This window comes from Vibrio sp. 2-1-2a, assembly GCF_032648565.1.
GTDB classification, from domain to species: domain Bacteria; phylum Pseudomonadota; class Gammaproteobacteria; order Enterobacterales; family Vibrionaceae; genus Vibrio; species Vibrio diabolicus.
In genome coordinates this window covers 340,893-365,400 of sequence record NZ_WBOH01000005.1, presented here as the reverse complement: position 1 = coordinate 365,400, position 24,508 = coordinate 340,893, and the positions used below count along the sequence as shown (strand labels likewise).

At 44.9% G+C, this 24,508-nt stretch carries 26 protein-coding genes; 15 read left to right on the top strand and 11 right to left on the bottom strand.

Annotated features, from left to right (window positions below; translation table 11 throughout):
• Positions 1-35 precede the first annotated feature (35 nt).
• Complete coding sequence (locus tag F7Y48_RS16015; RefSeq protein WP_258586352.1) at positions 36-893, bottom strand: alpha/beta fold hydrolase; 858 nt, start codon at positions 891-893, stop codon at positions 36-38.
• Between the two features lie 129 nt (positions 894-1,022).
• Positions 1,023-1,613 carry a TetR/AcrR family transcriptional regulator gene (locus tag F7Y48_RS16010; protein ID WP_225461459.1) on the bottom strand — a complete coding sequence of 197 codons (591 nt, stop codon included), beginning with the start codon at positions 1,611-1,613 and terminating at the stop codon, positions 1,023-1,025.
• 252 nt (positions 1,614-1,865) lie between these two features.
• Here F7Y48_RS16010 and F7Y48_RS16005 point away from each other — a divergent pair, with 252 nt between their 5' ends.
• Both F7Y48_RS16005 and nhaD read left to right on the top strand, forming a co-directional pair.
• On the top strand, positions 1,866-2,891 hold the full coding sequence (locus F7Y48_RS16005; RefSeq protein ID WP_256955680.1) for an acyltransferase: 1,026 nt from the start codon (positions 1,866-1,868) through the stop codon (positions 2,889-2,891).
• A 420-nt stretch (positions 2,892-3,311) separates the two neighbouring features.
• Positions 3,312-4,742, top strand: a complete 1,431-nt coding sequence (gene nhaD, locus F7Y48_RS16000; protein ID WP_053809315.1) for a sodium:proton antiporter NhaD — start codon at positions 3,312-3,314, stop codon at positions 4,740-4,742.
• A gap of 37 nt (positions 4,743-4,779) precedes the next feature.
• On the opposite strand, the gene F7Y48_RS15995 is transcribed toward nhaD, so the two are convergent.
• Positions 4,780-5,175: a GFA family protein gene (locus F7Y48_RS15995; RefSeq protein ID WP_053809316.1), complete on the bottom strand. Its 396-nt coding sequence runs from the start codon at positions 5,173-5,175 to the stop codon at positions 4,780-4,782.
• Positions 5,176-5,376: 201 nt separating this feature from the next.
• Here F7Y48_RS15995 and F7Y48_RS15990 point away from each other — a divergent pair, with 201 nt between their 5' ends.
• The gene (locus F7Y48_RS15990) at positions 5,377-5,985 is read left to right on the top strand and encodes a YitT family protein (RefSeq protein WP_006740933.1); all 609 of its coding nucleotides are present in this window, start codon (positions 5,377-5,379) and stop codon (positions 5,983-5,985) included.
• A 79-nt stretch (positions 5,986-6,064) separates the two neighbouring features.
• Here the strand turns inward: F7Y48_RS15990 and F7Y48_RS15985 are convergent, their stop codons facing one another.
• The 3 genes from F7Y48_RS15985 to F7Y48_RS15975 form a co-directional block, all read right to left on the bottom strand.
• A complete protein-coding gene (locus F7Y48_RS15985) occupies positions 6,065-6,883 on the bottom strand; it encodes a hypothetical protein (RefSeq protein WP_316685026.1) in 819 nt (272 codons plus the stop codon).
• 100 nt (positions 6,884-6,983) lie between these two features.
• On the bottom strand, positions 6,984-7,466 hold the full coding sequence (locus F7Y48_RS15980) for a methylated-DNA--[protein]-cysteine S-methyltransferase (RefSeq protein WP_316685025.1): 483 nt from the start codon (positions 7,464-7,466) through the stop codon (positions 6,984-6,986).
• The gene (locus F7Y48_RS15975; protein ID WP_316685024.1) at positions 7,463-8,830 is read right to left on the bottom strand and encodes an AlkA N-terminal domain-containing protein; all 1,368 of its coding nucleotides are present in this window, start codon (positions 8,828-8,830) and stop codon (positions 7,463-7,465) included. Before F7Y48_RS15975 ends, F7Y48_RS15980 begins: the two co-directional genes overlap by 4 nt.
• A 194-nt stretch (positions 8,831-9,024) precedes the next feature.
• On the opposite strand from F7Y48_RS15975, the gene F7Y48_RS15970 reads away from it, so the two are divergent.
• The 3 genes from F7Y48_RS15970 (at position 9,025) to F7Y48_RS15960 (ending at position 10,705) form a co-directional block, all read left to right on the top strand.
• Complete coding sequence (locus F7Y48_RS15970) at positions 9,025-9,228, top strand: hypothetical protein (RefSeq protein ID WP_017633816.1); 204 nt, start codon at positions 9,025-9,027, stop codon at positions 9,226-9,228.
• 328 nt (positions 9,229-9,556) lie between these two features.
• A complete protein-coding gene (locus F7Y48_RS15965; RefSeq protein WP_006740929.1) occupies positions 9,557-10,000 on the top strand; it encodes a DoxX family protein in 444 nt (147 codons plus the stop codon).
• 9 nt (positions 10,001-10,009) lie between these two features.
• Positions 10,010-10,705 (top strand): pirin family protein, encoded by a 696-nt coding sequence (locus F7Y48_RS15960; RefSeq protein WP_005392038.1) that lies wholly within the window; start codon positions 10,010-10,012, stop codon positions 10,703-10,705.
• 81 nt (positions 10,706-10,786) lie between these two features.
• Here F7Y48_RS15960 and F7Y48_RS15955 read toward each other — a convergent pair whose 3' ends face one another.
• Positions 10,787-11,680 (bottom strand): LysR family transcriptional regulator, encoded by an 894-nt coding sequence (locus tag F7Y48_RS15955; protein ID WP_005374436.1) that lies wholly within the window; start codon positions 11,678-11,680, stop codon positions 10,787-10,789.
• 148 nt (positions 11,681-11,828) lie between these two features.
• Between F7Y48_RS15955 and F7Y48_RS15950 the strand changes: the two genes are divergently transcribed.
• Entirely contained in the window at positions 11,829-12,182 is a 354-nt protein-coding gene (locus F7Y48_RS15950; protein WP_005392041.1) for a DUF413 domain-containing protein, read from the top strand.
• A gap of 151 nt (positions 12,183-12,333) precedes the next feature.
• Here F7Y48_RS15950 and F7Y48_RS15945 read toward each other — a convergent pair whose 3' ends face one another.
• On the bottom strand, positions 12,334-12,585 hold the full coding sequence (locus F7Y48_RS15945) for a DUF3081 domain-containing protein (RefSeq protein WP_005392042.1): 252 nt from the start codon (positions 12,583-12,585) through the stop codon (positions 12,334-12,336).
• 374 nt (positions 12,586-12,959) lie between these two features.
• On the opposite strand from F7Y48_RS15945, the gene nagB reads away from it, so the two are divergent.
• Complete coding sequence (gene nagB / locus F7Y48_RS15940; RefSeq protein WP_006740926.1) at positions 12,960-13,760, top strand: glucosamine-6-phosphate deaminase; 801 nt, start codon at positions 12,960-12,962, stop codon at positions 13,758-13,760.
• Positions 13,761-13,851: 91 nt separating this feature from the next.
• On the opposite strand, the gene F7Y48_RS15935 is transcribed toward nagB, so the two are convergent.
• Both F7Y48_RS15935 and gltS (F7Y48_RS15930) read right to left on the bottom strand, forming a co-directional pair.
• The gene (locus tag F7Y48_RS15935) at positions 13,852-14,718 is read right to left on the bottom strand and encodes a glycerol kinase (RefSeq protein WP_139059720.1); all 867 of its coding nucleotides are present in this window, start codon (positions 14,716-14,718) and stop codon (positions 13,852-13,854) included.
• Positions 14,719-14,875: 157 nt separating this feature from the next.
• The gene (gltS, locus tag F7Y48_RS15930; protein WP_006740924.1) at positions 14,876-16,102 is read right to left on the bottom strand and encodes a sodium/glutamate symporter; all 1,227 of its coding nucleotides are present in this window, start codon (positions 16,100-16,102) and stop codon (positions 14,876-14,878) included.
• A gap of 415 nt (positions 16,103-16,517) precedes the next feature.
• Between gltS (F7Y48_RS15930) and F7Y48_RS15925 the strand changes: the two genes are divergently transcribed.
• The 3 genes from F7Y48_RS15925 to F7Y48_RS15915 are packed head-to-tail and all read left to right on the top strand — an operon-like array spanning position 16,518 to position 18,573.
• Positions 16,518-16,889 (top strand): GntR family transcriptional regulator, encoded by a 372-nt coding sequence (locus F7Y48_RS15925; RefSeq protein WP_005392046.1) that lies wholly within the window; start codon positions 16,518-16,520, stop codon positions 16,887-16,889.
• Complete coding sequence (locus tag F7Y48_RS15920; protein ID WP_281189666.1) at positions 16,886-17,743, top strand: ABC transporter ATP-binding protein; 858 nt, start codon at positions 16,886-16,888, stop codon at positions 17,741-17,743. Before F7Y48_RS15925 ends, F7Y48_RS15920 begins: the two co-directional genes overlap by 4 nt.
• Positions 17,743-18,573: a hypothetical protein gene (locus F7Y48_RS15915; protein ID WP_114322669.1), complete on the top strand. Its 831-nt coding sequence runs from the start codon at positions 17,743-17,745 to the stop codon at positions 18,571-18,573. Before F7Y48_RS15920 ends, F7Y48_RS15915 begins: the two co-directional genes overlap by 1 nt.
• A gap of 101 nt (positions 18,574-18,674) precedes the next feature.
• Here the strand turns inward: F7Y48_RS15915 and gltS (F7Y48_RS15910) are convergent, their stop codons facing one another.
• Entirely contained in the window at positions 18,675-19,910 is a 1,236-nt protein-coding gene (gltS, locus tag F7Y48_RS15910) for a sodium/glutamate symporter (protein ID WP_006740921.1), read from the bottom strand.
• 866 nt (positions 19,911-20,776) lie between these two features.
• Between gltS (F7Y48_RS15910) and F7Y48_RS15905 the strand changes: the two genes are divergently transcribed.
• The 4 genes from F7Y48_RS15905 (at position 20,777) to F7Y48_RS15890 (ending at position 24,444) form a co-directional block, all read left to right on the top strand.
• Entirely contained in the window at positions 20,777-21,571 is a 795-nt protein-coding gene (locus tag F7Y48_RS15905; RefSeq protein ID WP_258690012.1) for a DUF4344 domain-containing metallopeptidase, read from the top strand.
• A 27-nt stretch (positions 21,572-21,598) separates the two neighbouring features.
• Positions 21,599-21,985, top strand: a complete 387-nt coding sequence (locus tag F7Y48_RS15900) for a thiol-disulfide oxidoreductase DCC family protein (protein WP_005392063.1) — start codon at positions 21,599-21,601, stop codon at positions 21,983-21,985.
• Positions 21,986-22,165: 180 nt separating this feature from the next.
• Positions 22,166-23,827, top strand: coding sequence for a methyl-accepting chemotaxis protein (locus F7Y48_RS15895; protein ID WP_182035903.1), 1,662 nt, complete (start codon positions 22,166-22,168; stop codon positions 23,825-23,827).
• A gap of 122 nt (positions 23,828-23,949) precedes the next feature.
• A complete protein-coding gene (locus F7Y48_RS15890) occupies positions 23,950-24,444 on the top strand; it encodes a peptidylprolyl isomerase (RefSeq protein ID WP_005374458.1) in 495 nt (164 codons plus the stop codon).
• Positions 24,445-24,508: the final 64 nt, after the last annotated feature.

Genomic DNA, 24,508 nt, shown 5'->3' with positions numbered 1-24,508 from the left:
CCAAAACGGATCGAGCCGATTAGTAAGAATGAAGATTACCAAGAACGATCGAGTAAACGGTCAAAACTACTGAAGACTTGTCCACACTTCATCACTCGGCCATGACCTTGACCTTGCGTTGTCACTAACTCAACATTTTCAATCTCTTCAGCGGCTTGTGCAGAGATACTGTACTTAGTGAACTTATCCTGCTCATCATGAACAATGATGGCTGGAGACGAGCGCTCAGCCAAACGCTTCAGCGGATCAATTGACTGTAATGGGTAACCAAATTGATCTTCAACTTCAGAAACTACGGCATTAAAAAGCTTCATCGAATAACCTGAACGCGCAATGCTACCGAATAGGTTCTCTACGTAATTCAATACCGGTGCAATAAGCAGTAAAGGCTTGTTTTCTAATTTGCTATGTCGGCACTCAAGAGCAGAAGCGGTGCCCATGCTGTGCCCAACTAGACCAACAATATCGTCTACCGTATCTAACACATCTTCTAACCCTTTGACAAAACCCGGAATGTGCCCATACTGCCCTTCACTCTCACCATGTGCTGGATGATCGTATGCCAAAGCGGTGAAACCTTTCGACGCAATATGTTCCATCAACGGATAAAACTGACTTGCGGTGCCAGACCAACCATGAGTTAACACCCAAATAGGTCCAGAGCCCAAAGTGTAGGTTTTGATAATGCCTGCATGTCCTTTAATTTCACCTTTGGCAAGTCCTTGAGGTTCGGTGTTTTTAGGTGCTGTGCGAGCAGGTGTCAGGAGCAACTTACGCGCGGTATTCTTTGCATGGGAAGGGGCCAGCGTATGGTGTAAACGCGTACTGATGTTCACCAAACTGCGCTTAATACTGAAACGTTGCGATGTATTAAAGTAAATTTTTTCACTCATGATTATGTCCTTAACTATCAGCTACGCACAAAAATAGAACGGTCGTGCTTTTTATGCTGATAAGAAAGAGCGAACTCAGCCGCTCTTTATGATTTTATGCCTACAAATCTGGAAAGCGAATAACTGGTATCAGTCTTTCCAGCGAGAAAATAAGTTGTCGATCCCTTGCCAAAACAGGCGCAAGCTTTCTTCCTCACCTTTAATTGAGTAAAAAACATGCGCACTCAAATAAAGACCGTATAAATCAAACGTTGCTTGGCGTGTATCTAAGTCTGCTGCAAATTCTTGCTTCTCTTTGCCTTTCGCTATTTGGATCTCCAAATAGCTCAGCCAAGTGTCTATGGATTTACGCAGTCCGGCCTGAAGTGGGCAATCTTTATCTGCCGTGTCATTCCAAGCGTCTAGAAACATACAACTTCCTTGAAATGCGTGGTTCCAAGTCATCCAAGAGTCGAGCAACCCTCGAATTTTACGTTCGATATTGCCATCCCCTGCTTCACGAACAGGCTCAATAACCCGAGCAGCGAACACTTTATTGGCGTGCTCCAATACCGATAGTTGTAAATTCAACTTCGAATTGAAGTGAGCAAACAGACCACTTTTCGACATACCGCATTGCTTGGCTAACTCACCAATCGTAAGACTTTCTAATCCGTCTTCGCTGGCGATCTCAAAAGCCCGTTGCAGAATAAACTCTTTTGTCACTTTTCCTTTTTGCATAATCTTATTTTTAGCACGATCGTTCTTTTTTGCAATCTAGAGTTAACTGGTCTAACCATACATTAGTGTCATTTTCGACTCGCTAATCACGTATTGAGTTGGTTAATGGGTTAATAATTAAGAAGTTTGAAGTAAGTCTTAAATTTAAACACAGCTTCAGTGTAAGCGCGAGTCTGTTGACTTTTTCTCGCATTAATTCAGCCACAACCTGCTACTTTCACCTAAGTTTTTTTTATTTAGGTAAGTAATGTAATGGCAAAGAAACAAAAAATAGCCAGCTTAGAGTTTGCGCGTATTATTGCGATGTTTGCAATTATAGGATTGCACTGCCAGATGGCCCTGACATACTGGCAATGGGATGGAATACCGTGGGTTGGTTATATGCTCAACCAATTGGCTCGTTTTGCTGTGCCACTGTTTTTTCTCATTTCTGGTTATCTTATCCAGCCCAAGTTAAGCCGCGCACCTATCGAAACACTAAAAAACTACGCCAAACCACTGATGAAGGTTTGGCTCATTTGGAGCGTGATCAGTTTATTGATGCCATTCCAGTGGCAAACTGTCGCTGAGGCGGGGTATCTAGCCGAAAGGCAGGGCTACTGGGGCTACTTAATGTCGACCCCGTTCAATTCACTCGTCGAAGGCGGGCTCGTTCACCTGTGGTTTATTCCAGCTCTGGTCATTGCCGTTGCCTTAATTGCCTTCCTCGTGCATATCAATATGGCTCAATTGGTACTGCCAACCGCCGTATTGCTATACATATACGGCGTGTTTGCTGGCAGTTATTCGACCATTACCGATCTGCCAGCGCCTTTCTTTACTCGTAATGGGCCGTTTTTCAGTACTTTGCTGGTAACACTGGGTTATCTAGCACGAGAAGAACAGTGGCGATGGTCGCGAAACAATACGATTCGATGCATTCTTCTTGGTATGGCGCTGCATTTTGGTGAAGCTTATTGGCTAATGCAACACGAGGTCGCTTTTAATTCTCACGACTTCCTGTTTGGTACTGTTATCTGGGCCGTGGGTGTCTTCATGTGGCTCTTAGTCCACCCACATTTTGGCGATATGCCTTGGGTATTCAAACTATCTCCTAGCGTGTTAGGCATTTATGTTAGCCATCTGCTTGTGATAATTATTATGATGAATGTCGCTGGATTTATCGGGTTGCAACACCTCGCGAAAGACGCATTTATTTATCCTGCAACGATTGTCGCAACCATAATACTTGTGAAAGCAATTGAGGCTTCGCCGTTGAGAAAATGGCTGCTGCGCTAAATCCATTCAGCGCTCGATATAGCTAGCTCTAGCTCAAAAGGGTTAGAGCTAGCCAGTTAAAAATGAGATTTCTCTCTCACTGACCAATTTTTGACTTTCTAATCCTTCAGAATTTGCCGTCACTCACAAAAAACATTGTTCATTTCCTTTAAATTGGCTCGACTATTACAACATTGCTCATTAAACGGAGGCTGTATGTGGGCAGGTCAAGGACTCGTTCCTTTTTTAGAGATTAGCCATTGGTTAACTTACGGTTTGTATGCCGCTGTGGTTTTATTTGGCGCAGCAAGCATTGCGTCACTCAGAAAATAGTGGCGCACACTATCATTTCCTAACTCCTACTGTTAATTCGAGCTCTCTCACAACTAACTCATTAATTTGTGGCTAATATTTCTCCAACCAGACAAAGGAGAAATGTCTATGCCAATCTATCCAATTGTAGCTTTCTGCTGTTTGTTGTTCTCTAGCGCCACCTTTGCTGCCCCCACCAATGAACTGAACCTTGTTAATTCTGGTGTCGGTTACGCGGCTCTCATTATCTTTTCGATTGCTTACATACTGGTTATGTTGGAAGAGTATCTGAAAATGAGAAAATCCAAGCCTGTGCTGCTCGCTGCAGGGTTAATTTGGATTCTAATTGGCTACACCTTTGCTCAACACAACCAGCCAGAAATCGCCAAATCCGCACTAGAGCACAACTTGTTGGAATACGCGGAACTGCTGCTGTTTTTGTTAGTAGCGATGACTTACATCAATGCTATGGAAGAGCGCAAACTCTTCGATGCCTTACAGGCGTGGATGGTCGGCAAAGGCTTTGGCTTCAAAAAGCTGTTTTGGCTGACGGGGTTTCTCGCCTTTATTATTTCACCGATTGCCGATAACTTAACCACAGCCCTCTTGATGTGCGCTGTGGTGATGAAAGTCTCTGGTGATAATCCTAGATTCGTGAATCTTGCCTGTATCAACATTGTTATCGCTGCCAACGCTGGCGGTGCATTCAGCCCATTTGGTGACATTACGACCCTGATGGTGTGGCAAGCCGGGCATGTCAGCTTTGCTGAATTCATCCCGTTATTCGTCCCGTCACTGGTGAACTATTTGGTTCCTGCGTTTTTGATGTCACTCTTTGTTCCAAACACCAAACCGAATACGATTCACCAACACGTAGAACTGAAACGCGGCGCGAGACGTATTGTCGCACTATTCATTCTGACGATTGCCACCGCAGTCTCTTTCCACGCTTTGCTGCACTTCCCACCAGTTATGGGCATGATGATGGGCTTGGCCTACTTACAATTTTTCGGCTACTTCTTACGCCAAACACTCAAACATTCCTTGGCAAAAAAAGCGGCCATGGCAATTGCCAATGGCGACGATCACGCATTAAAACGCTTAGGTTCAGTCGTTCCGTTTGACGTGTTCCACCGTGTATCTCGCGCAGAATGGGACACCTTGCTGTTCTTCTACGGCGTAGTGATGTGTGTCGGCGGTTTGAGCTTACTTGGCTATCTCGAACTGGTTTCAAACATCATGTACAACCAATGGAACCCTGTCTGGGCCAACGTGATGGTTGGCGTTCTGTCTGCCATCGTCGATAACATTCCGGTGATGTTTGCTGTACTGACTATGGAACCAAGCATGTCGATGGGGAACTGGTTACTTGTCACATTGACTGCGGGTGTGGGGGGCAGCTTGCTTTCAATAGGCTCTGCGGCAGGTGTCGCATTAATGGGAGCCGCGCGTGGTCAATATACCTTCTTTGGCCACCTAAAATGGGCTCCCGTCATCGCCTTGGGTTATGCCGCCAGTATTGCGGTACATTTGTGGATGAATAGCGGTTTATTTACCTAAAAGCACCGCGCGTCAGGCGCTTAACTTGCGATATAACCTAACTGTCGGATGGGTGGTTAACGCCATCCATCACTTCGATAGTTCCCAATTCATATGGGTTGACGCCCTCTAAACAGCCGACATTATAGCCGTACTCACTCGGGTCAGAGCGACGCTGATGGTGCGTATAAATACCACATTCGCCACAGAAAAAGTGCTTCGCTGTGCGAGTGTTAAACTGATACAGCTTCAAAACGTCTTCGCCTTGCACGATACGAATACCATTCAGAGGCACAGATGCCACAATCGCGCCGCGACGTCGACACATGGAGCAATCACATCGTCTCGGCTTCTCAATACCATTAGGTAATGCAAGTTCCAGCTCAACTTTTCCGCAGTGACAACTCAGTCGATGTAATGCGTTGATTTGGGTAGTGCCGACTTTCTTAATCATAACTTTTCCTTGTTGTTTTTCTACCTGTGTACATTATGTTAAACAGGCTAGCATCAGCACAATCTTGTCCAAAAACTCGACATTCATCACTTTTCGCGACATTTTATTGGCCGATTTGTTAGTTGCTATTTTGGCAACTGTTTATCTCGTTGGATGGACGTGTTGTCTCCGGCGCGGTTTTTAAACCAAGGAAAAAATTTTATGGATAAAGATCATAGCCTAAGAGAGAACCTCTTGGCTCTGACGCTCGGCAGTGCGTTAGTGTCGCTTGGGGTAATATTTTTCAGCAAAGTAGGATTGCTCACCGGCGGTACGGCTGGTTTGGCGATCTTCCTTACCAAAGTGAGTGACTTCAGCTTTGGTCAGATATTTTTCGCTCTCAACCTCCCTTTTTATATTTTGTCTGTAATGCGCATGGGATGGCGCTTCACCATTAATACCTTCATTGCGGTCTCGATTGTTTCTTTTGCGGTCGATCATCTGCACCATGTGATTGAAATTTCGCGAATCGAACCTTTCTATGCAGCACTTCTAGGTGGTGGGTTAATTGGAATAGGTATGTTGGTGATTTTCCGTCACAAGATGAGTTTAGGTGGTTTTAACATTCTAGCGTTGTACCTTCAGGAACGTTTTGGGATTCGAGCTGGTAAAGTTCAGATGGCGCTCGATTGTGCCATCGTAGTGATGTCGCTGTTCATTGTGGATGTGCACCTTATCGCTCTATCCGTCCTAGGTGCCGTGGCGACAAACTTGATTTTGGCGATGAACCATAAACCAGGACGATACCAGGCAAAAGCGCAAATAGCCTAATCAACATCGTGTAATGAGTGAACTTACAAAATATGAGCCCCGAGCCATTCGCTCGGGGCTTTTTTATTCAACGTTGAGATCATGTCAACGAACTCGTTGCGCAGTATTGCTGCATCCCCACATCCACTTGAGCTTTATATTTCTGGCTAAGATGGAAGTGTACTTGCATCAGCAAATCATGCGCATGGAACAGCTCAAACGCGTCGCCACCATTTTGCTGACAAATGGCTTCGCAGCGCTCGGCATGCTGCTTGGCTTGTCCGGCTTCACCCGCTTTGAGTAAACTCATCGCTAAGCGATACTCTGCACGTTCTTCTTGCATCCAACCACCCGCCACTTTCCAGTAATCCAACGCGAGCTTGGCCGCTTCTAGCATCCTCGATTTTTCCACATCCGTGCGCTCAGCCAGCGCTTCATACTGACACGCCAAGTTGTTTGCTGTGATTGCAATAGAGCGTGCTAGCGGCCCTTCAGCATCTTGTGGTGTCATACCTAGCGCGGCTTTCGCCAGCCACTGGCTCGCCAGTTCAAGCTGAGCAAGCGCAGAAAGTTCATTCGAAATCAAAGCGTAAACTCGTCGTTGGTCTTGCTCTGCTAACAACCCCACACAGTCAGTGCCATCAACGAAAAAGCGCGCAACGGCAATACTGCGTTGCAATGCCGAACTCTCGGCAACCTTGCGTTCATCAAAGTGCTCTAAACAGGTAAGAAACTGTTCTGGGCACTGGAGGTGACCAATCGCGGTGTGCAGCATCAATGCAAATATTCGCTCGATGTGGTTAACGTTTTCAACCTCACTCAGAGCCGTTTCCAATTGAGCATAAGTTTGTTCGGGCTGTGTTTCGTGATGCTGCCAACACTCACTCATGAATGCATCAAAATCCGTTTTGAAAGGCATGTCCTTATTATCCTTTTTCTATTCGTATAACGAATATGAAACTCTACACTATCATTTCCCCTGTGCAGCACGCTTAATCACAATATGAGAATCGCCTCACTTAAAGCGGTGTACCTTGCTCCAACGCAAGTAAACGTTGCTTGCGCTCTACTCCACCAGCATACCCTGTCAATTTACCGCTTTTGCCAATAACGCGATGACAAGGTACCACGATAGAAATAGGATTTTTGCCGTTTGCCAACCCAACAGCGCGCACAGCTTTAGGGTTGCCAATCGCGTTGGCGAGATCTTGATAGCTCCACGTCTCACCGTATGGAATGGTCGTTAGTGCCTGCCAAACTTGATTTTGAAAATCCGTGCCTGTAGCCGCCAAAGGCAGCTCAAATTCCTTACGTAGGCCAGAAAAATATTCATTCAACTGGGTAACAGCTTGGCGCAAAACTGGGTTTTGATCGTCTCGTGCTCCCAGTTCACTCGGCTTAGTGGTGCATGTTTCAAACCAAATGCCAAGCAAGCCCTCAGCGTTAGATTGGATGGTCACCGTTCCTAATAGGCTCGGCATTTCGGTATAAAATGTTTTCATGATTGATTCCATAAGTGAAACGTTGCGTAGCTTCCCCAAGGGGCCGCAGTGTGCGTATTCAGTGATGGGTAACGCTGCATCGCCTTTTTCACCACTAAGTCTTTATCTAAAAAGCAATCGGGTTGAGATTGCCCTCGCAGTTGAGCATAACTAACTGTCCAAGGTCCAATGCCTTTCAAGGCTAGCCACTGCTGGGGGTCGGCTTCTGAGTTGTCCTGCATGAACTGGGCGAAGCGCACTAGCGTCTCTTTACGGCTCTGCGGCATGCGCAAAAAGCTCACGTCGGTATTCGCTATCGCATCTGGTGTCGGGAAAAAGCGTTTTTCTGACTCTCCACTAAGTGTGGCCACCAATAAGTTAAGTTGACCAATCGCCGCTTTGACCGACACTTGTTGGCCTAAAATCGCTCGAACTCCAGCCTCCCATGCATTCCATACACCAGGAATCCGAATACCTTTACTCGACACAAGCCCCGGTGCAACATAATCCAAATGCTGCTCAACAGTACAAATATCGGCGTCAAGATCGAACATACGACGAATGTCAGACACCAAGTTTTGCAGCTTCGTTACGTCTTCAATTTCAAACGCTAGCTCTAGGTACCCTTCACCTTTGGTTGCTTTAAACCACGCTTTACTGGTATCCAGACAAACGTTGCGCTGATAACTCTCATCACTCACCAGCTCAACCCCCTCAATCGCTCGTAAACGGTAGAAGTCCAACATGTGCTGCCAATTCAATTCACCTCGATAAGGCAAGGCAATTCGATTGCTACCCATACCGTCAAACTCTTTGCGACGGACTTGAGAAGGCGTCAGTTTGAGAAACTTTTGGAAAGCATCGTTAAAGCGGCGTGTACTATTAAAACCGGCGGCGAAGCCTACTTCCGTGACCGACATAGAACTGGAATGAAGTAACTGTTTGGCGAACATTAATTGTTGATATTGCGCATACTGCTTGGGTGACATGCCTAGATACTGCTCAAACAACATACGTAAGTAGCGATCCGAAATCCCAACACGCCCTGCTAGCTCAGACACCGAGTGGTGATGCAACTCCCCTCGATCAATTAACGAAATCGCTCGTTGAAAGGTCGTTTCTACGCCTTTCCATGCCCAGGAACCCGGCGCGCTATCAGGTCGACAGCGCAAACAAGGACGGTACCCCGCTTGGAGAGCTTGCGCTTTATCGGTGAAGTACTCTACATTTTCTTCTTTAGGTAAATTAGCCGGACAAATTGGGCGACAAAAGATCCCCGTTGTTTTCACAGCCACATAAAATCGCCCATCAAAGCGGCTGTCTCGCGCGACTCGCGCCTTATGACACTGCTCGAAAGTCAGTGAGGTATGGGGGTGAATAAACATAGTGCTTTCCTTGCTCATGCCTTTTGTCATTTATTGTTCATAGGCATCGTTCAATATAATGTTATTGTAGCTTGCTTAAGCGTCTACAATTAGCCATTTTCGGAACTCAATATTGAGATTTATTGGCATTAGCGCTTTTGTACACTAAAGTTAGATTCAGAACATCACAACAACGTCGGCTAAAGGGAATTGGCATGGACTTACACACTTGCGTAATTGTACTAAGAAACCAAAAGGTTATTACCAGTAAATCCGTAGATCATTCAATTGGAATTATCGAACGAGACTCAGATAACGAGATCTCAGAAATTCAAATTAATGCCACGGATGGGCGTAATATTCGAACCTATCACTACAACAATGTAGAGGAGTCACTAGAGAGCTTAATGAACCTCTGACGGTTTTCTTTAACACACCTTTCTCCCTTGTTAATAGCGAAAGCAATAGAGCACAGCAACCTGTGCTCTTTTTTTTTGTTTAACAGCAAAAATGTTTATCGAAAATAATGATGGAACCTGATTTAAAACACGACAAAACTGGCATAAAAAAACTCATAAAAAACACTCAAGCAACTGATTAAAAATAACAAAAATCCATTATTCAATTTTTTAGAACGAGTTTATCAAAATACTCCCGTTATTTTTATTCTCACCGCCACCTAAACTGTTCTCAACAGCACGGGAGCACACGCTTCCCACTCATTGAAAAGAGTCAGAGGACAGAATCATGAAAGCACTATTACAGAAAATCACCACTTCAAACGCAGGTTACAGCGCACTATCACTTCGCATTCCAATCGGCATTATCTTTATGGCGCACGGCGCACAAAAACTGTTTGGTTGGTTTGGTGGCTATGGGTTAGAAGGTACAGGTCAGTGGATGGCATCCATCGGTTTAGGTCCTGGCGTGCTAATGGCATTCCTTGCTGGCAGCGCAGAGTTCTTTGGCGGCTTGTTCATCTTGCTTGGCCTACTAACTCGCCCAGCAGCCGTTGCTTTAGCGTTCACGATGGTGGTAGCGATATTCTCCGTCCACTTTGAAAACGGTTTGTTCATGGCAAACAACGGTTACGAGTTTGGCTTAGCTTTACTGGCAGCAAGTGTTTCACTGGCGTTTTCTGGCGCAGGTAAAGCAGCATTAGATAACTTCTTAAACAAAAAGCTCTCTTAAGGAGGCTCTATGATTACGGTAAGACATGCAGCAGACCGAGGTCGAGCAAACTTTGGCTGGCTTGATAGCAAACATACGTTTTCTTTCGGTAGCTATTACGATCCACAACATATGGGCTTTTCTGAATTGAGAGTCATCAATGACGATGTAGTCCAACCTGGCGCAGGTTTTGATACACATGGCCATCGTGATATGGAGATCATCAGCTATGTGCTGGAAGGTGTTATCGCACACAAAGACAGCGAAGGTAACGTGAAAACATTACCTGCTGGGGAATTCCAACTCATGTCGGCAGGGAAAGGGATTTACCACAGTGAGTACAATGCGTCGAACCGCGACACGCTGCGCTTTCTACAAATTTGGATTCAGCCAAATACATTTGGAACCAAACCAGGTTATCAGCAAAAAGACTTTGGTCGCACGCCTGGATTAACAACTATCGCGACTCCAACAGGAGAAAACGGTACGCTACTTATTAAGCAAGATGCCACATTACATCAGTTAATTCTTGAACCAAATAGCGAACTTAACTTTGAGATAGAATCGGGTAGAAACTTATTCGTTCACCAAGTAACGGGGAGCCTTAGCATAGACAATACCACCTTGACGGCGGGCGACGGCGCGAAGATCGAACAACAAAGTAAGGTTGTTTTACGCAATACATCGAACGAGAGCACAACAGCCCTGTTGTTTGACTTACCATAACTATCGATTCATCGAGATAAAAACAAAGCCGCCTTAATTTCTCAAGGCGGCTTTTTAATTTCTCTGACTTTTCACTCAAAGCTATTCGTCGGAAGTGCCAGAACCAATTTGCTGAAAACTGTAAGCGGTCAGTGGATCGATCTCTTTGACAATTTCTTCCACTTGCTTAATCGCGTCTACAGACGAGCTAGCTTTACGATAGCTCAAATAGATAGGGCGACACCAATCTTCTACTCCAGACACCTTGTGAAGCTGTCCATTGGCGATAAAGGGCTCTACCAGAGAGATGGGTAAGTACGCGGCACCGCCCTTCTCTAAAATAAAGTCCAATGCTATACGCGCTGTTGACGTGCGCAGATACGGAGCCGGGATCTTAGGGTGACGTTCAGAATGTTCTGATGAGAAGCGCGTTCCCCAATCCACATACACGTATTTGTTTTCAAAAACGGTGTCTAAAGAGTCTTTCTCAGTCGATACCAGAACGAGAACAACATCAGCCACTTTTTTGCAGTTAAGCTCATCAGCTTTGATTTGGTCGAACGCAAATGCCATATCTAACGTGCGCTCTAGCAAGCTTCGACTGAGCATTTCCCGCCCCATCACTTCTGCCATAAAACCATAACCACCAAATGAATCTGTGACGACACTTAAACAGTTCTGCAAGTAGGCGTCCCAAATATTTGGCGTACCGCCTAACGTTAATTGCAGCGCTTTGCCATCTTCAAGCGATAACTCTAGCTTCGCTTGTTGCAGTGTGGTGACCATCACCTCTGCATAACTGATTAAGCGCTCACCTGCAGAGGTCAACTTTATGTTATTTCGATCACGAATAAACAATTGCGTATCGAAGTAACTTTCCAATTGTTTGATACGTGCGCTCACTGCAGCTTGGGTAATATAAAGATTCTCAGCGGCGCGTCCGAAGTGACGAACCCTTGCCAGCTCTAAAAATGTTCGAAAGACTTTTACATCCATAAACCATCTCCTGGTTAATATAAAACCAGATTAACAACTAATTAAAATCATGACGACAAAAAAGTTTTGTTTTTCTTTTGTTAGCTTTACGCCTAATTTTCGCCGTAGTTCACTACATTCATCAATAACGGTTACAGAGGCTGTTGACATGTCTGACACTGAATTCCGTCATGGCAAAAAACGTTTTTACGACAACGTAAAATTCCCACGCGGCTTTGCAAAGTCTGGCGATTTTACTCTCTCGGAAGAGGAAATCCTAACAATTTATGGGGATACTATGCTTGGCTTAGAGTCAGGCGAATTAACACCTGAAAATAGCGAAGAGAAACACTTCATCAAGGTGCTAGAAAACCCAGGCAAAGCAAAAACAAAACTTGAGCGTACGTGGCTAAAGTACACCCAACTTGCTCGTGGTCGCAAGCGCTTCCACACGCTAAATGGTCGTAATAAGCCTGACGCGACAGAAGATTACATTGAAGAGAGTTTGGTCGAAGACGATTAATAACCAAATAAACTAATTCTCGCCTTTTTCTAGCAGTAGGTAATAGGCGAAAGCTCGTTTGGTTTGACTGAGCGAGCAAAACAAGCTCATTTCTTCTCCTAAAGCCCAAGGGCGCGTTCTCCCAAGGGCTTTTTTAGTATTTAGTGCTAGTCTACTTGGCAAGCATCGCGATCTTTTTCAAAAAGCTCTCTTTCAAGTGCTCTTGGTCGTACTCCAATTGATAGGTATTGTGGAAGCCAACCTTTAGCTCAACACCATTCCCTCGTAAGAAAACGTTGTACCCGTCGTAATCGGAAAACGCTTCTACACCTTCATACATTTTGCCAAATTCGGTTGGTGTACCGTTGTTCATCACACATTCGTAAGCCTGTAGTACTTTGCTCGGATCTAACTCATTTTTCATACCGAATTCCTCACTGGTTTACACATTTCAATTATGGTTAAGGAATGAGCGTCGTGCCATGTCCATCCCATAATATTTGAAGTTCGTGTGCGGTTTCACACTCTGTAGGTTGTTAAAAAACAAGGTTAAGTGCGAAGACAGAACTTAATTTAGATCATAAATTTTATCTATCAATTCGTCAGTTTCATAATGCAATTTCTTTGTAAAAAATCGGCTTATAAAAGCATTTAGATATAAAAACAGTCGATAAAATCAACACTGGTTAAAGAAAAAGCAAAATTTTGACCTAAAACAATAGCAGTTCGTCATTACTTATTTTATAATGCGAATTAATGTTTCGGTACATCGTAAATTCCAATAACTAGGGGCACAAAATGAGACTTATCCCGTTAACTCGAGCAGCACAAGTAGGTAAGTGGGCAGCTGCGCATATCGCTAAGCGTATCAACGACTTTAAACCTACTGCTGAGCGTCCATTCGTTCTGGGTCTACCAACTGGTGGCACTCCTCTAGCAACCTACAAAGCCCTAATCGAGCTTTACCAAGCCGGCGAAGTGAGCTTCAAAAACGTCGTGACTTTCAACATGGATGAGTACATTGGCATCCCTGCAGATCACCCAGAGTCTTACCGCTCGTTCATGTACAACAACTTCTTTAATCACATTGATATCCAAGAAGAAAACATCAACCTACTGAACGGTAACACTGACGATCACGACGCAGAATGTAAGCGTTACGAAGACAAAATTAAGTCTTACGGCAAGATCAACCTGTTCATGGGCGGCGTGGGTAACGACGGTCACATCGCGTTCAACGAGCCAGCGTCATCTCTATCTTCTCGTACTCGCATCAAAACACTGACTGAAGACACTCGCATTGCGAACTCTCGCTTCTTTGACGGCGATATCAACCAAGTGCCTAAATACGCACTGACTATCGGTGTGGGTACACTGCTAGACGCAGAAGAAGTGATGATTCTGGTAACAGGTCATAACAAAGCTCAAGCACTTGAAGCAGCAGTAGAAGGTTGTGTAAACCACCTATGGACGGTTTCTGCACTTCAACTTCACCCTAAAGCAGTGATCGTATGTGACGAGCCAGCTCAACAAGAACTGAAAGTGAAGACTGTGAAGTACTTCTCGGAGCTAGAAGCGGAAAACATCAAAGGTTTTTAATCCATAGGATGACAGCCTAGATGCACGCTAAAAATACGAAACCCGTGATTGATCACGGGTTTTTTCTTATCTGAACAGCGGGCTTAAGTCGTTAATAAGCTTTAATACCAAACTGACGAAGACGCTTAGGCAGCACTTCATCTAACTTGTCTAGTTCACTCGGTTCGACTTCGATAAGGTTAAAATGATGCTGCTCATAAACAGTACGAATGGTCTCACGGTCAGCCTCAGCCATCTCCCCAGTATCACTTCCCCAAAACTGTAAATAGACTTTACCGCCTGGCAAATAAAAATCACTGGTGACATCTTGGTCAATCGGCAGCTGACGTTCATAAGCGTGCACCACACCAGCCAAGTACAGCCAGTTGTCGATGAGCAACTCCCCCTTAGAGCGCACGTAATGCCCATCTAATGTTCGGTGTTTGGCTTCAAACTTTTGGCGAAAGCTTGAGTAAGATTTATCCGTGGAGTGTGACTCCGCATCTTGCCCTAGAAATTCAATGACAGACTGCTTAAGACGCTTATTACGCAGCACCACATCGTGCCATACGACAAAGGTATTTTGTGTCTCTTTATCGGTTCTTTGCTGGCCACCAGCGCGTATACCAGCTTCAGTGACACTCCAACCTTCTTCAGATTTGGCGATCCACCCCAACTCACTCAACAGTTGGTTCATGCGCTTCGCATTCAGTTTCAGCTTTTCACCCAGCTGCGTGGCGCTTAATGTTTTCCCTGAGCTGGAAGTCAGCTCAATATGTAAATTGGTCGGCCAGACGATGAACTGGCCAAATTTAGGGTGATCCACATACTCGCCGCCAAACTTGGCGCCTTCTTCCGTCAGAATCCATTTTTCGTCTTGGCGAACAATGTAGCCAGCACGTTTGAGATCGGCAAACAACAGCTTGGCTTCAACCTTACGCATTTTCGCTAATGCCGACGTCGATATTTTTTCAGACATGTGGGTACCTCATGCTGCTGTAAAACTGAACACTATGTCATCATAGTAACGTATTGATTTCACGGCTTGAAGTCAGAGAAACAAGATTTCGTTTTACAAATAACAAAGCCAATCTCAAGGGACTGGCTTTGTTATGTTAAGTTGAAAGAAGCGGGGGCTATTTAATAAAAGCAATACAGCCTTGCAAAATCACTAAGTTCACAATGTCGATGAAGAATGCACCGACAATTGGTACTACCATAAATGCTTGTGGTGATGGACCATAACGACTCACGATAGAGCCCATATTCATGACCGCAGTCGGTGTGGCACCTAAACCGAAACCACAGTGTCCACTGGCGATCACCGCGGCATCGTAATTACTGCCCATCATGCGGAATGTTACGTAATAAGTGAACACCGCGAGTACGGCAGACTGAATAGCAAGAATAATAAGGAATGGGATCGCAAGATCAAAGATATTCCACAATTTCAAGCTCATCAGAGCCATGGCAAGGAACAGCGATAGCGAAACCGTACCAAGAATATCAACGGTTTCTAAATCAACCTTGCGCACCTTGGTCACTTCCATGATGTTGGTGATGACAACACCAATAAACAGCGCATAAACAAAATCTGGGATCATCAACCACTTGATGCCAAAACTGCTCACCCAACTCTCCAGATAGCTCGCGCCTGTCACGCAAAGCAAAATAATGGATAAGCTTTCTACAACTCTTTTCGCCGTGACACGATCTTCTTCATGTTCGTTATAGGTCACCAATTCAGGGAAACTCTGATGGCTTTGGTTGGTGCGTCCGTATTCCGATTCTAAGTTGTGCTTGTTGAGTAACTTTTGCGCGACAGGGCTGCCAATAATCCCGCCCATGACCAAGCCAAACGTAGCAGAAGCCATCGCCACTTCTAGGACATTGTGCAAACCATACATTTCTTGAAAAGTTTGCGACCACGCCGCACCAGTTCCATGTCCGCCAGAAAGCGTAATAGAGCCGGCGATCAACCCCATGAGTGGATCTAACCCCAATGCGGTTGCTAAGGATACGCCGACCGCATTTTGGATAAGAATGTAGACCGATGCCACAACAAGGAAGATGAAAACCTTCGCACCGCCTTTAATCAGTTGGGTGTAATTCGCGGCTAAGCCAACCGTCGCAAAAAACATCAGCATAAAGGTGTTTTGCAGTGGCAAATCAAATGATACATCCACACCATTTAAGTGCATCGTCGTGATCACGCAAGCCACAACTAGACCACCAACAATGGGCTCTGGGATATTGAATTTCTTTAAGGTTGGTAATTTGGTGTTAATGAACTGCCCTAAAAATAACACGCAAATTGCGACGAGAAACGACTCTTGTGGGCCGATAGATATTACCTGATTCATGAGACCTCTTTACTCTCCTCTTTCTCATTCATTGAGCAAGCGCCCAACGTGAGATAGGTGCCTAAGTCAATCAGATTGCCTCTCGAACCTTTTGTTTTCTAGGGTGTATTTGCCATCAATTCTCATCAAGTAAGAAATGGATGCGCCCAAAATCTCACTGATTATCATTAGATGAGAATACCAATACCAAGCTGGTGGTAAATGCCTTGATTGGATTAGAAAAATAACACTTCTCAACTTATGAGAAGTGTTTAATTTATGCTCATAACAAAGTATTCAAATTAGCTATCACATAGGTAGATATTTAGGAAAAGCGAAGGCTGGTACATACGCTTTATTTTAAATTATTACTTTCTCTCCGGCACACCAGGTGTTATACCTATATATAACACCATTTCAGCCAAGAGATTCACTCATGACCAATTGGCATGATCGCCAACCGATTTTTCGACAGTTGGCTGACCAGATCACTCAACAAATACTGCAAGGTATCTGGCAAGAAGGCGATGCTCTGCCCTCTGTTCGTAGCATCTCTGCGGATATGAAAATTAACCACCTCACCGTCATGAAAGGCTATCAATTGCTTGTTGATGAGGGATTAGTGGAGAAAAAACGCGGTCAAGGTATGTTTGTCGCTTCAGGGGCAAAACTCAAATTGCTTGCAGACGAGAAGGCACGTTTTCTTCAACAACAAATTCCGCAGATAGCCGACACAATACAGCGTCTGGATATGTCACTCGACGAATTCATTCAACAACTAAAACCACACTTGAAAGGTGACCAATGAGCGCATTAGTCAGTGTAAACAACGTCTCCAAGCAATATCAGCAACAAGGAGAAGCACTGCATGAAGTGAGTTTCGACCTACATGCAGGACAAGTACTTGGCTTACTCGGCCATAATGGCGCAGGTAAATCAACGCTTATTAATGCCCTACTCGGCGCACATGAATATCAAGGCACTGTTCGTATCAACGGATTTGAACCCATTATGCAACGCGACAAAATAATGCAGAGCTTGTCCTACATCTCGGATGTGAACGTTCTGCCAGATTGGATGACTGTCGCTCAACTGCTTAACTATACCGAAGGCGTGCATCCAGGGTTCAACCGCGCTCAAGCAGATACGCTGCTTCGTCAAACGGACATCAAACCTCGTGCGCGCATCAAATCTTTATCCAAAGGGATGAAGGTGCAATTGCACCTCGCGATTGTAATCGCGACTAACACCCAAATCCTCATATTGGATGAGCCGACACTCGGGTTAGATCTCGTGTATCGTGATACGTTTTATCGTCACTTATTGGAATGGTTTCACGACGGCGAGCGCGTGTTGATCATCGCCAGTCATGAAGTATCAGAGATTGAGCACTTACTGACTGATGTGCTGATTCTCAAGCATGGCCGCCCTGTACTACAAACCTCGATGGACAGTATCAGTGAAGACTACTTTATCCTTGAGGCCAGCGACGAATACCGCACACAAATTGAAGCGATGAACCCACTGTCGTCACAAAAAGGGCTCGGTTCAACGAAATGGTTACTCACTGCCCAGTATGCCCAACAAGCAGAAACAATGGGGACCATCCATGGGGTGAAGTTAGCGGATCTATTTTTAGCATTGCAGAAGGAGGCAGCGTAATGCGTTCAGTTGTCGCGATGTTGCAAAAAGAGTGGTTAGAAAACCCTCTTGTTTTACGTATTCCACTATTTGTGTTGGCATGTGGACTTATCCTCTTTGTCAGTTTAATGAGTAACGACACTCTACAACACAATATGTTTTTTCAAATGAGCTTTGGTGGTGATGTTAGTGACATTCACAAAGAGCTTGGTGACGATGTAAACATGTTGATTACCGGCGGGGCGGGACTGCTGTCTATCTTATTAGCCGTTCAATACTTCCCGAGAACACTGCGCAAAGAACGCGCGGAGGGCAGTATTATGTTTTGGCGTAGTATGCCGGTCAGCGACATAAAAACTCACTTAGTGAAGCTAGGGTTTGGCTTATTGGTGATTCCGCTCGTTTGCTCGGCGCTTGTGCTCGCAGCAGATTTGATGTTGTGGTTGCTGAACATCTCTACCGATCACCAATTGGCTTTATTGTACCGCCAAGCCTCGTTAGGTTACGTGCTGCTGCATTGGGGAGAGTTTTTAATCAGAATGTTGTTCGCCGGTATTCTACTGTTACCGCTGGCATTAACCGCAATGGCTATTTCTCAGAAAGTGAACTCACCACTGGTCATTTTGTTTATCGCCATTTATGCGCTGCGCTGGATGCCAATCGCACTATTTGGCTATTACGGCCTAGATCAGTTCTTCTCCGAAGTGCTTTACCTTCCACTGCACGCCATTGTTGCACCAAGCCCATTTAATGCAATTCCTCAAGCGGGTTGGTTAAACGTTGGCATTTACGCTTTCGTCGGCGTTCTTGGTTGGACAGCTAGTCTCAAGTTCAGCCGAACCATTCAATAATCCGTCGTTCGATAAACGGCCAAAATCGAGCCATAAAAAAACGGTCACAACCTGTGTTGTGACCGTTTTTATTTCGACCTCAGGAGATCATGAACTTAAATTTAACCAAGGAATGAAATGTAACCTTGTAAAATGATTAAGTTAACGATGTCGATAAAGAAAGCCCCCACAATTGGCACCACCATAAATGCCTGCGGCGACGGGCCAAATCGGTTAACGATAGAGCCCATGTTCATCACGGCTGTTGGGGTTGCCCCCAAGCCAAAACCACAGTGACCACCCGCAATAACCGCAGCGTCATAGTTGCGTCCCATCACTTTGAACGTAACGTAGTAAGTGAAGATAGCTAAGACCACAGACTGCACAGCCAAAATGACCAAGAATGGAATCGCTAAGTCAAAGATATTCCATAACTTCAAGCTCATTAATGCCATCGCCAAGAACAATGACAAAGAAACGGTACCGAGCATATCGACGGTTTCTGCATCTAACTTACGAAGCTTGGTCACCTCTAAGAAGTTCGTGATGATCACACCAATGAACAGCGCATATACAAAGTCTGGAATCATCAACCATGAGATTTCATACGTGCTAACCCATTGCTCAACATACTTCGCCCCCGTAACACAGATCAGTAGGAAGAAGAGTTTCTCCACCACTTTTTTCGCCGTTACTTTATCTTCTTCGTATTCGTTGTAGGTCACCAACTCAGGGAATTTTTCGTGAGTTTTGGCATCTCGACCACCACGACCATACTCCGATTCAATGCTGTTTTTTTCTACGAGGCGCTGTGCCACTGGGCTACCAATGATACCGCCGATGATCAAACCAAAAGTGGCTGATGCCATCGCTATTTCCAAAACGTTATCCAATCCATACACGTCTTGGAAGGTTTGTGACCACGCAGCACCTGTACCATGGCCACCAGACAGAGTAATCGAGCCAGCAATTAACCCCATCAAAGGATCTAAACCGAGCGCCGCCGCGAGTGAAACGCCAACGCCGTTTTGTATGATGATGTAAAACGATGCGACAGCTAAGAAGATAAAAACCTTCGCACCTCCTTTCATCAACTGAGTGTAATTTGCGGCCAAACCAACCGTCGCAAAAAACATTAACATAAACGTATTTTGTAACGGCAAATCGAACTCCAAGTCGATGCCGTTGAAATGAAGAGCAGTAATCATGCAGGCCACAATAAGGCCACCTACAATCGGCTCAGGTATGTTGAACTTCTTTAAAATCGGTAGCTTAGCATTAATAAAATGCCCCAGGAAAAGCACACTGATTGCGACCAAGAAGGACTCCAGTGCACCTACAGATATTAAATGATTCATATCGCCTCTTATTATTGTTCTCTTCATCCTCCGTAATGATCGAGTGTTAATTTAACCTTCATTCAATAGCAAATGTTCTCGCTTTACTGTTTCGAAAATACTCAAAAGTTGGTGTAGATGCGCCTTAGGCTAGTTTAAGGGACGCTCCTTTAGCGATGTGTCAGTTTTCCGCTGTTAGCCAGCCCTTAAATGTGAAAGGAGCCGATATAGCTCCTTCAAATGCCCCCTCGCAATACCTGTGCGTTACTGCTTGGGGTATAGTGTTGTGAGTAAATTCTGGGTGACACTTTCTGAACCACATTGGGCTCCCTTACTTAAACAGAATGTGTCAATTACTATCAAACAAAGTTCCTTCCCGTTGTAACCTCTAAACGCCGAGATCGCGTTCAAAACAATTGGGTTTGCTTGTTCCTGTCGTAGTTTTTTAACTCTGGCTCATGGTGTGTAAACGAACCGAATCCAAGGAAACTCTCAAGCTGCAACAAACGTTTTCGTCACAACGGAGCCGGATTATAACATATTGCTGATAATTTTCTTCAATTCAGTGACATTCACCAATACCATGGTTTCGTTCCATAATGATTAACTGCTGAATAGCATTTTTACAGACAAAAGAGCGAAGCGAATTCAACTTAGCCTCACCCAAAAAATAAACCTTAAAAGCCAATCACTTATCTATCATCTCCTGAATAAAACGTGTTTTGATAGGCTTTCTGGAGGGCCCAGCAACCAAAATGTACGGTGTTGTCATGGTAGTCTTTCGAGGCTAACTACCCGATTCTGGGTGATAAAAACAATCCCAATTATGCATCACACAAAAACATGTATAATTTTTATGTAAGTTATTCAAATAACAAGAGCCCTACATGAAAATTCATTCGCTTTTCCCTGTGCTATTACTCTGTGCCATCTCATCTGCCACTGCAGCGGAAAATATCCGTATTGAATATTCTCCCGTGGAAACAACCCATGAAAAAATCGCCCTGCAATCTATCCAAAACAGCGATGTAAACCCAATTTTTCTTGAGCTATCTCAGATCCACTTTCCATTTCGCAAACCACTCACACTGGTTTACGGCGGAGAAGATGGCCCAATGTACGATCCCGATACGCACACGATACACATTCCCTACACTTTTTATTTGGAATCACTCAATTACTTCTCCAATAACCAGTATGAAGAACGCCTTGGAAAATCCCCAAAAACAGGGGCGTTAGATACGTTATTACACACCTTGCTTCATGAAGCCGGGCATGCTTACATCGAAGATCAAAACATCCCTATTCTCGGAAAAGAAGAAGATGCCGTCGATAATTTTGCCACGATCTTAATGATTGACTTCCTAGAAGATGGCGCAGAGATGGCCATTAGCGCCGCCGACATGTTCGCATTTGAGTCCGATGACAGACCGGACTACTACGACTTCGGTGAGTACATTGATGAGCACAGTTTTGATTTGCAACGCTACTTCTCTACCTTATGTTTGGTGTACGGCAGTGATCCGGAACAGTACAAGTCGCTTCTCGATGAAGTTGAAAAAGACTACCTACGTGATCGCAAAGACTTTTGCCAATACAACTACGAGAACATACGCGCGAATTGGAACCACTACCTGCAACATAATGAACCAAAAGAAAAATCGCCACGTAGAACTCAGTAAGACAAATCAAATAATAAGACGATCGCAATGACAAAACTCACCATATTTTATGACGGAACTTGCCCACTGTGCGCCAAAGAAATGCACGCACTTAAGCGACGAGATGTAAAACAAGCGATAAAAATTGTCGATATCTACAGCGATGAATTTTCTGATTACCCACAGATAGACGCGCAAAAAGCCAATACGATTTTGCATGCGCTGAATGACAACAATGAACTGATACTTGGTCTTGATGTGACTCACCGAGCATGGCAGTTGGTAGGACGAGGTTGGCTATATGCTCCACTACGTTGGCCATTACTCAAGCCAATTGCAGACTGGCTTTACCTGCGCTTTGCCAACAATAGGTATCGTGTCTCATACTGGCTTACTGGTAGCTCCCGCTGCAACTCGGGCCAATGCTCTCGCTAATTGTGATCCTGCTTAAAAATGTGAGTCTCTCTCGTCCACGATCACCAACTTCCTGTACTTCTCACCCGCCAACTCGGTTAATCTGCAATCAGTACAAAAATAATTATTAACACTTTTATTTGGTAAAGCTATTGAAGTTTACCAGTTTGTAACGCTGCGCCGAGACGTAAGGAAGTACCTATGAATCTAACGATAAGAAAGCGACTTTATATTCTTTCCATCATTCCCGTGTTAACGATTGCTTTGGGTATGATGTGGTTTACCTACCTCCAAACCAGTACCTACAACCAACAACAAATCAATCATACGCACACGACGATGATGGCGATGAAGAAAGCGGAACTGAAAAACTATGTGCAGATGGCTCATTCCGCACTCAAACCGTTATTGGATCGTAATGCCTCATTGCAAGAAGCTATTCCAGTGCTCAAAGAGCTAGAGTTCGGCCAATCAGGTTATATTTTTGCGTACGACTCAAAAGGCGTGCGTGTTGTTGTCGGAAAAAACAACAAAGGGGTTGGAGAAAACTTCTATAACCTTCAAGACAAAAAAGGCAACTACCTGATCCAAGACCTGTTGAAAAACGCCAAAACGGGTGACTTCACAACCTACTACTTCCCTAAGTTAGGGCAAACCGAAGCATTACCAAAACTCAGCTACTCCATCTTCATTCCCAAGTGGGATATTATGATTGGCACAGGTTTTTATACTGATGATATCGATGCGATCATTACAGAGATGGAAAACACAGCAAACGATGAGCTAAACAATACCTTAGCCGCTATTGCTATGTTTTGTGTCTCTATTGCCGTTGTCGTGGCCATTTTTGCCGTACTCGTCAACCGTAGCATTATGCGCCCTATCGAACAGTTTGACAGCTCAATCCAATCTTTCGCGCAAGGTGACGCCGACTTAACCGCGCGTATGGAAGAATCTAGCGTGCCAGAATTTAAGCAGCTCGCGCATAACTTCAATATCTTCGTTGAGAGCTTGCAAGGAATTATTAAGAGCGTCAGCCATGTCGGACAAGAGGTAGTATCAGAAACTAACAACATGTCTCAACGCGCCTCACAAGTGGATGAATTGGCTTCAGGTCAACGTGAGGAAACGGAACAAGTCGCGACCGCAATGACAGAAATGACGGCCACCGCTCACGAGATCTCTGGCAATGCAAACCAAGCCGCCGATTCCGCTAAAAACGCCGATGACAACGCACAACAAGCGAAGCACATCGTGGACTCCGCCGCTAACTCCGTTGAAGCGCTAGCAAATGAGGTATCTGAAGCAAGCACTGTAATTTCACGTCTAGAGAGTGACGTGCAGAACATCTCATCCTCACTTGAAGTCATCCAAGATATTGCTGAACAAACCAACTTGCTTGCGCTAAATGCCGCCATTGAAGCGGCACGAGCGGGCGACCAAGGACGCGGATTCGCAGTTGTCGCGGATGAAGTGCGTAAGCTTGCAAGCCGCACTCAGGACAGCACAGGTGACATTCACAAGATGATCGATCAACTTAAAGCTGGATCGGATGCCGCAGTAAAAGCGATGGAATCTAGCCAAGCACGTGGCGAAGCGACAGTAGAAGAAGCACGTGCTGCATCGGTTGCGCTGCAAGATATTCAAGCAGCGATTGCGAATATCATGGACATGAACACGCTGATCGCTACCGCGACCGAAGAGCAAAGCCAAGTTGGACAAGAGATTTCACAACGCATCGAAGTCATTTCTCAGCAAAGTAGTCAATCGGCGCACCTTGCCAATCAAAATCGCTCGGGCAGCCAAAACCTCAATCACAAAGCCAACGAGCTTTACGACTTGGTGGGACGCTTCACGGTTTAACTTCCTTAACCATACTTAATAGTAGAAACAGCGACGCCTTAACGTCGCTGTTTTTATTTCTGCTATCCTCAAGCGACTTAGCTATAATGCCGCCAACTAAGCACCCATAAGGGCAAAACCAGATGATTATCATGACCACCAATTTCGGTGACATCGAAATTGAATTGAATCTAGAACGAGCGCCAGTTAGCTCAAAGAACTTCAAAAAATACTGTGAAGATGGCTTTTACGACGGCACCATTTTCCACCGCGTTATCGACGGCTTTATGATCCAAGGTGGCGGTCACACCGAAGACATGGCAGAAAAGCCAACACGCGCCCCAATCGCAAACGAAGCAAACCGTGGTCTAAAGAACCTTGTTGGCACTATCGCAATGGCGCGTACCGATGCACCGCACTCTGCAACGGCACAGTTTTTCATTAACTTGGAAGACAACGATTTCCTAGACCACACCGCAACCACCAACCTAGGCTGGGGTTACGCGGTATTTGGTAAAGTGACCGCGGGTATGGATGTCGTAAATCGCATCGCGAAAGTGAAAACAACTTCTAAGCTTGGTCATGATGATGTGCCATGCGATCCAATCATTATTGAGAAGGTGACGATCAGCGAATAAGCACACTCGCCTCTTCGAAGAAGTCGTCACTATAAAACGATAAAAGCGCCTAACGTCTTATGAC

Coding starts and splice junctions, on each gene's coding strand:
- gltS (WP_006740924.1), bottom strand. CDS start 16,102: ATGAATCAGGTAATATCTATCGGCCCACAAGAGTCGTTTCTCGTCGCA.
- F7Y48_RS15975 (WP_316685024.1), bottom strand. CDS start 8,830: ATGTTTATTCACCCCCATACCTCACTGACTTTCGAGCAGTGTCATAAG.
- F7Y48_RS16015 (WP_258586352.1), bottom strand. CDS start 893: ATGAGTGAAAAAATTTACTTTAATACATCGCAACGTTTCAGTATTAAG.
- F7Y48_RS16010 (WP_225461459.1), bottom strand. CDS start 1,613: ATGCAAAAAGGAAAAGTGACAAAAGAGTTTATTCTGCAACGGGCTTTT.
- nhaD (WP_053809315.1), top strand. CDS start 3,312: ATGCCAATCTATCCAATTGTAGCTTTCTGCTGTTTGTTGTTCTCTAGC.
- F7Y48_RS15985 (WP_316685026.1), bottom strand. CDS start 6,883: ATGCCTTTCAAAACGGATTTTGATGCATTCATGAGTGAGTGTTGGCAG.
- F7Y48_RS15955 (WP_005374436.1), bottom strand. CDS start 11,680: ATGGATGTAAAAGTCTTTCGAACATTTTTAGAGCTGGCAAGGGTTCGT.
- F7Y48_RS15900 (WP_005392063.1), top strand. CDS start 21,599: ATGACAAAACTCACCATATTTTATGACGGAACTTGCCCACTGTGCGCC.
- F7Y48_RS15960 (WP_005392038.1), top strand. CDS start 10,010: ATGATTACGGTAAGACATGCAGCAGACCGAGGTCGAGCAAACTTTGGC.
- F7Y48_RS15980 (WP_316685025.1), bottom strand. CDS start 7,466: ATGAAAACATTTTATACCGAAATGCCGAGCCTATTAGGAACGGTGACC.
- F7Y48_RS15990 (WP_006740933.1), top strand. CDS start 5,377: ATGGATAAAGATCATAGCCTAAGAGAGAACCTCTTGGCTCTGACGCTC.
- F7Y48_RS15915 (WP_114322669.1), top strand. CDS start 17,743: ATGCGTTCAGTTGTCGCGATGTTGCAAAAAGAGTGGTTAGAAAACCCT.
- F7Y48_RS15935 (WP_139059720.1), bottom strand. CDS start 14,718: ATGTCTGAAAAAATATCGACGTCGGCATTAGCGAAAATGCGTAAGGTT.
- F7Y48_RS16005 (WP_256955680.1), top strand. CDS start 1,866: ATGGCAAAGAAACAAAAAATAGCCAGCTTAGAGTTTGCGCGTATTATT.
- F7Y48_RS15970 (WP_017633816.1), top strand. CDS start 9,025: ATGGACTTACACACTTGCGTAATTGTACTAAGAAACCAAAAGGTTATT.
- F7Y48_RS15995 (WP_053809316.1), bottom strand. CDS start 5,175: ATGATTAAGAAAGTCGGCACTACCCAAATCAACGCATTACATCGACTG.
- F7Y48_RS15965 (WP_006740929.1), top strand. CDS start 9,557: ATGAAAGCACTATTACAGAAAATCACCACTTCAAACGCAGGTTACAGC.
- gltS (WP_006740921.1), bottom strand. CDS start 19,910: ATGAATCATTTAATATCTGTAGGTGCACTGGAGTCCTTCTTGGTCGCA.
- F7Y48_RS15920 (WP_281189666.1), top strand. CDS start 16,886: ATGAGCGCATTAGTCAGTGTAAACAACGTCTCCAAGCAATATCAGCAA.
- F7Y48_RS15890 (WP_005374458.1), top strand. CDS start 23,950: ATGATTATCATGACCACCAATTTCGGTGACATCGAAATTGAATTGAAT.
- nagB (WP_006740926.1), top strand. CDS start 12,960: ATGAGACTTATCCCGTTAACTCGAGCAGCACAAGTAGGTAAGTGGGCA.
- F7Y48_RS15895 (WP_182035903.1), top strand. CDS start 22,166: ATGAATCTAACGATAAGAAAGCGACTTTATATTCTTTCCATCATTCCC.
- F7Y48_RS15905 (WP_258690012.1), top strand. CDS start 20,777: ATGAAAATTCATTCGCTTTTCCCTGTGCTATTACTCTGTGCCATCTCA.
- F7Y48_RS15945 (WP_005392042.1), bottom strand. CDS start 12,585: ATGAAAAATGAGTTAGATCCGAGCAAAGTACTACAGGCTTACGAATGT.
- F7Y48_RS15925 (WP_005392046.1), top strand. CDS start 16,518: ATGACCAATTGGCATGATCGCCAACCGATTTTTCGACAGTTGGCTGAC.
- F7Y48_RS15950 (WP_005392041.1), top strand. CDS start 11,829: ATGTCTGACACTGAATTCCGTCATGGCAAAAAACGTTTTTACGACAAC.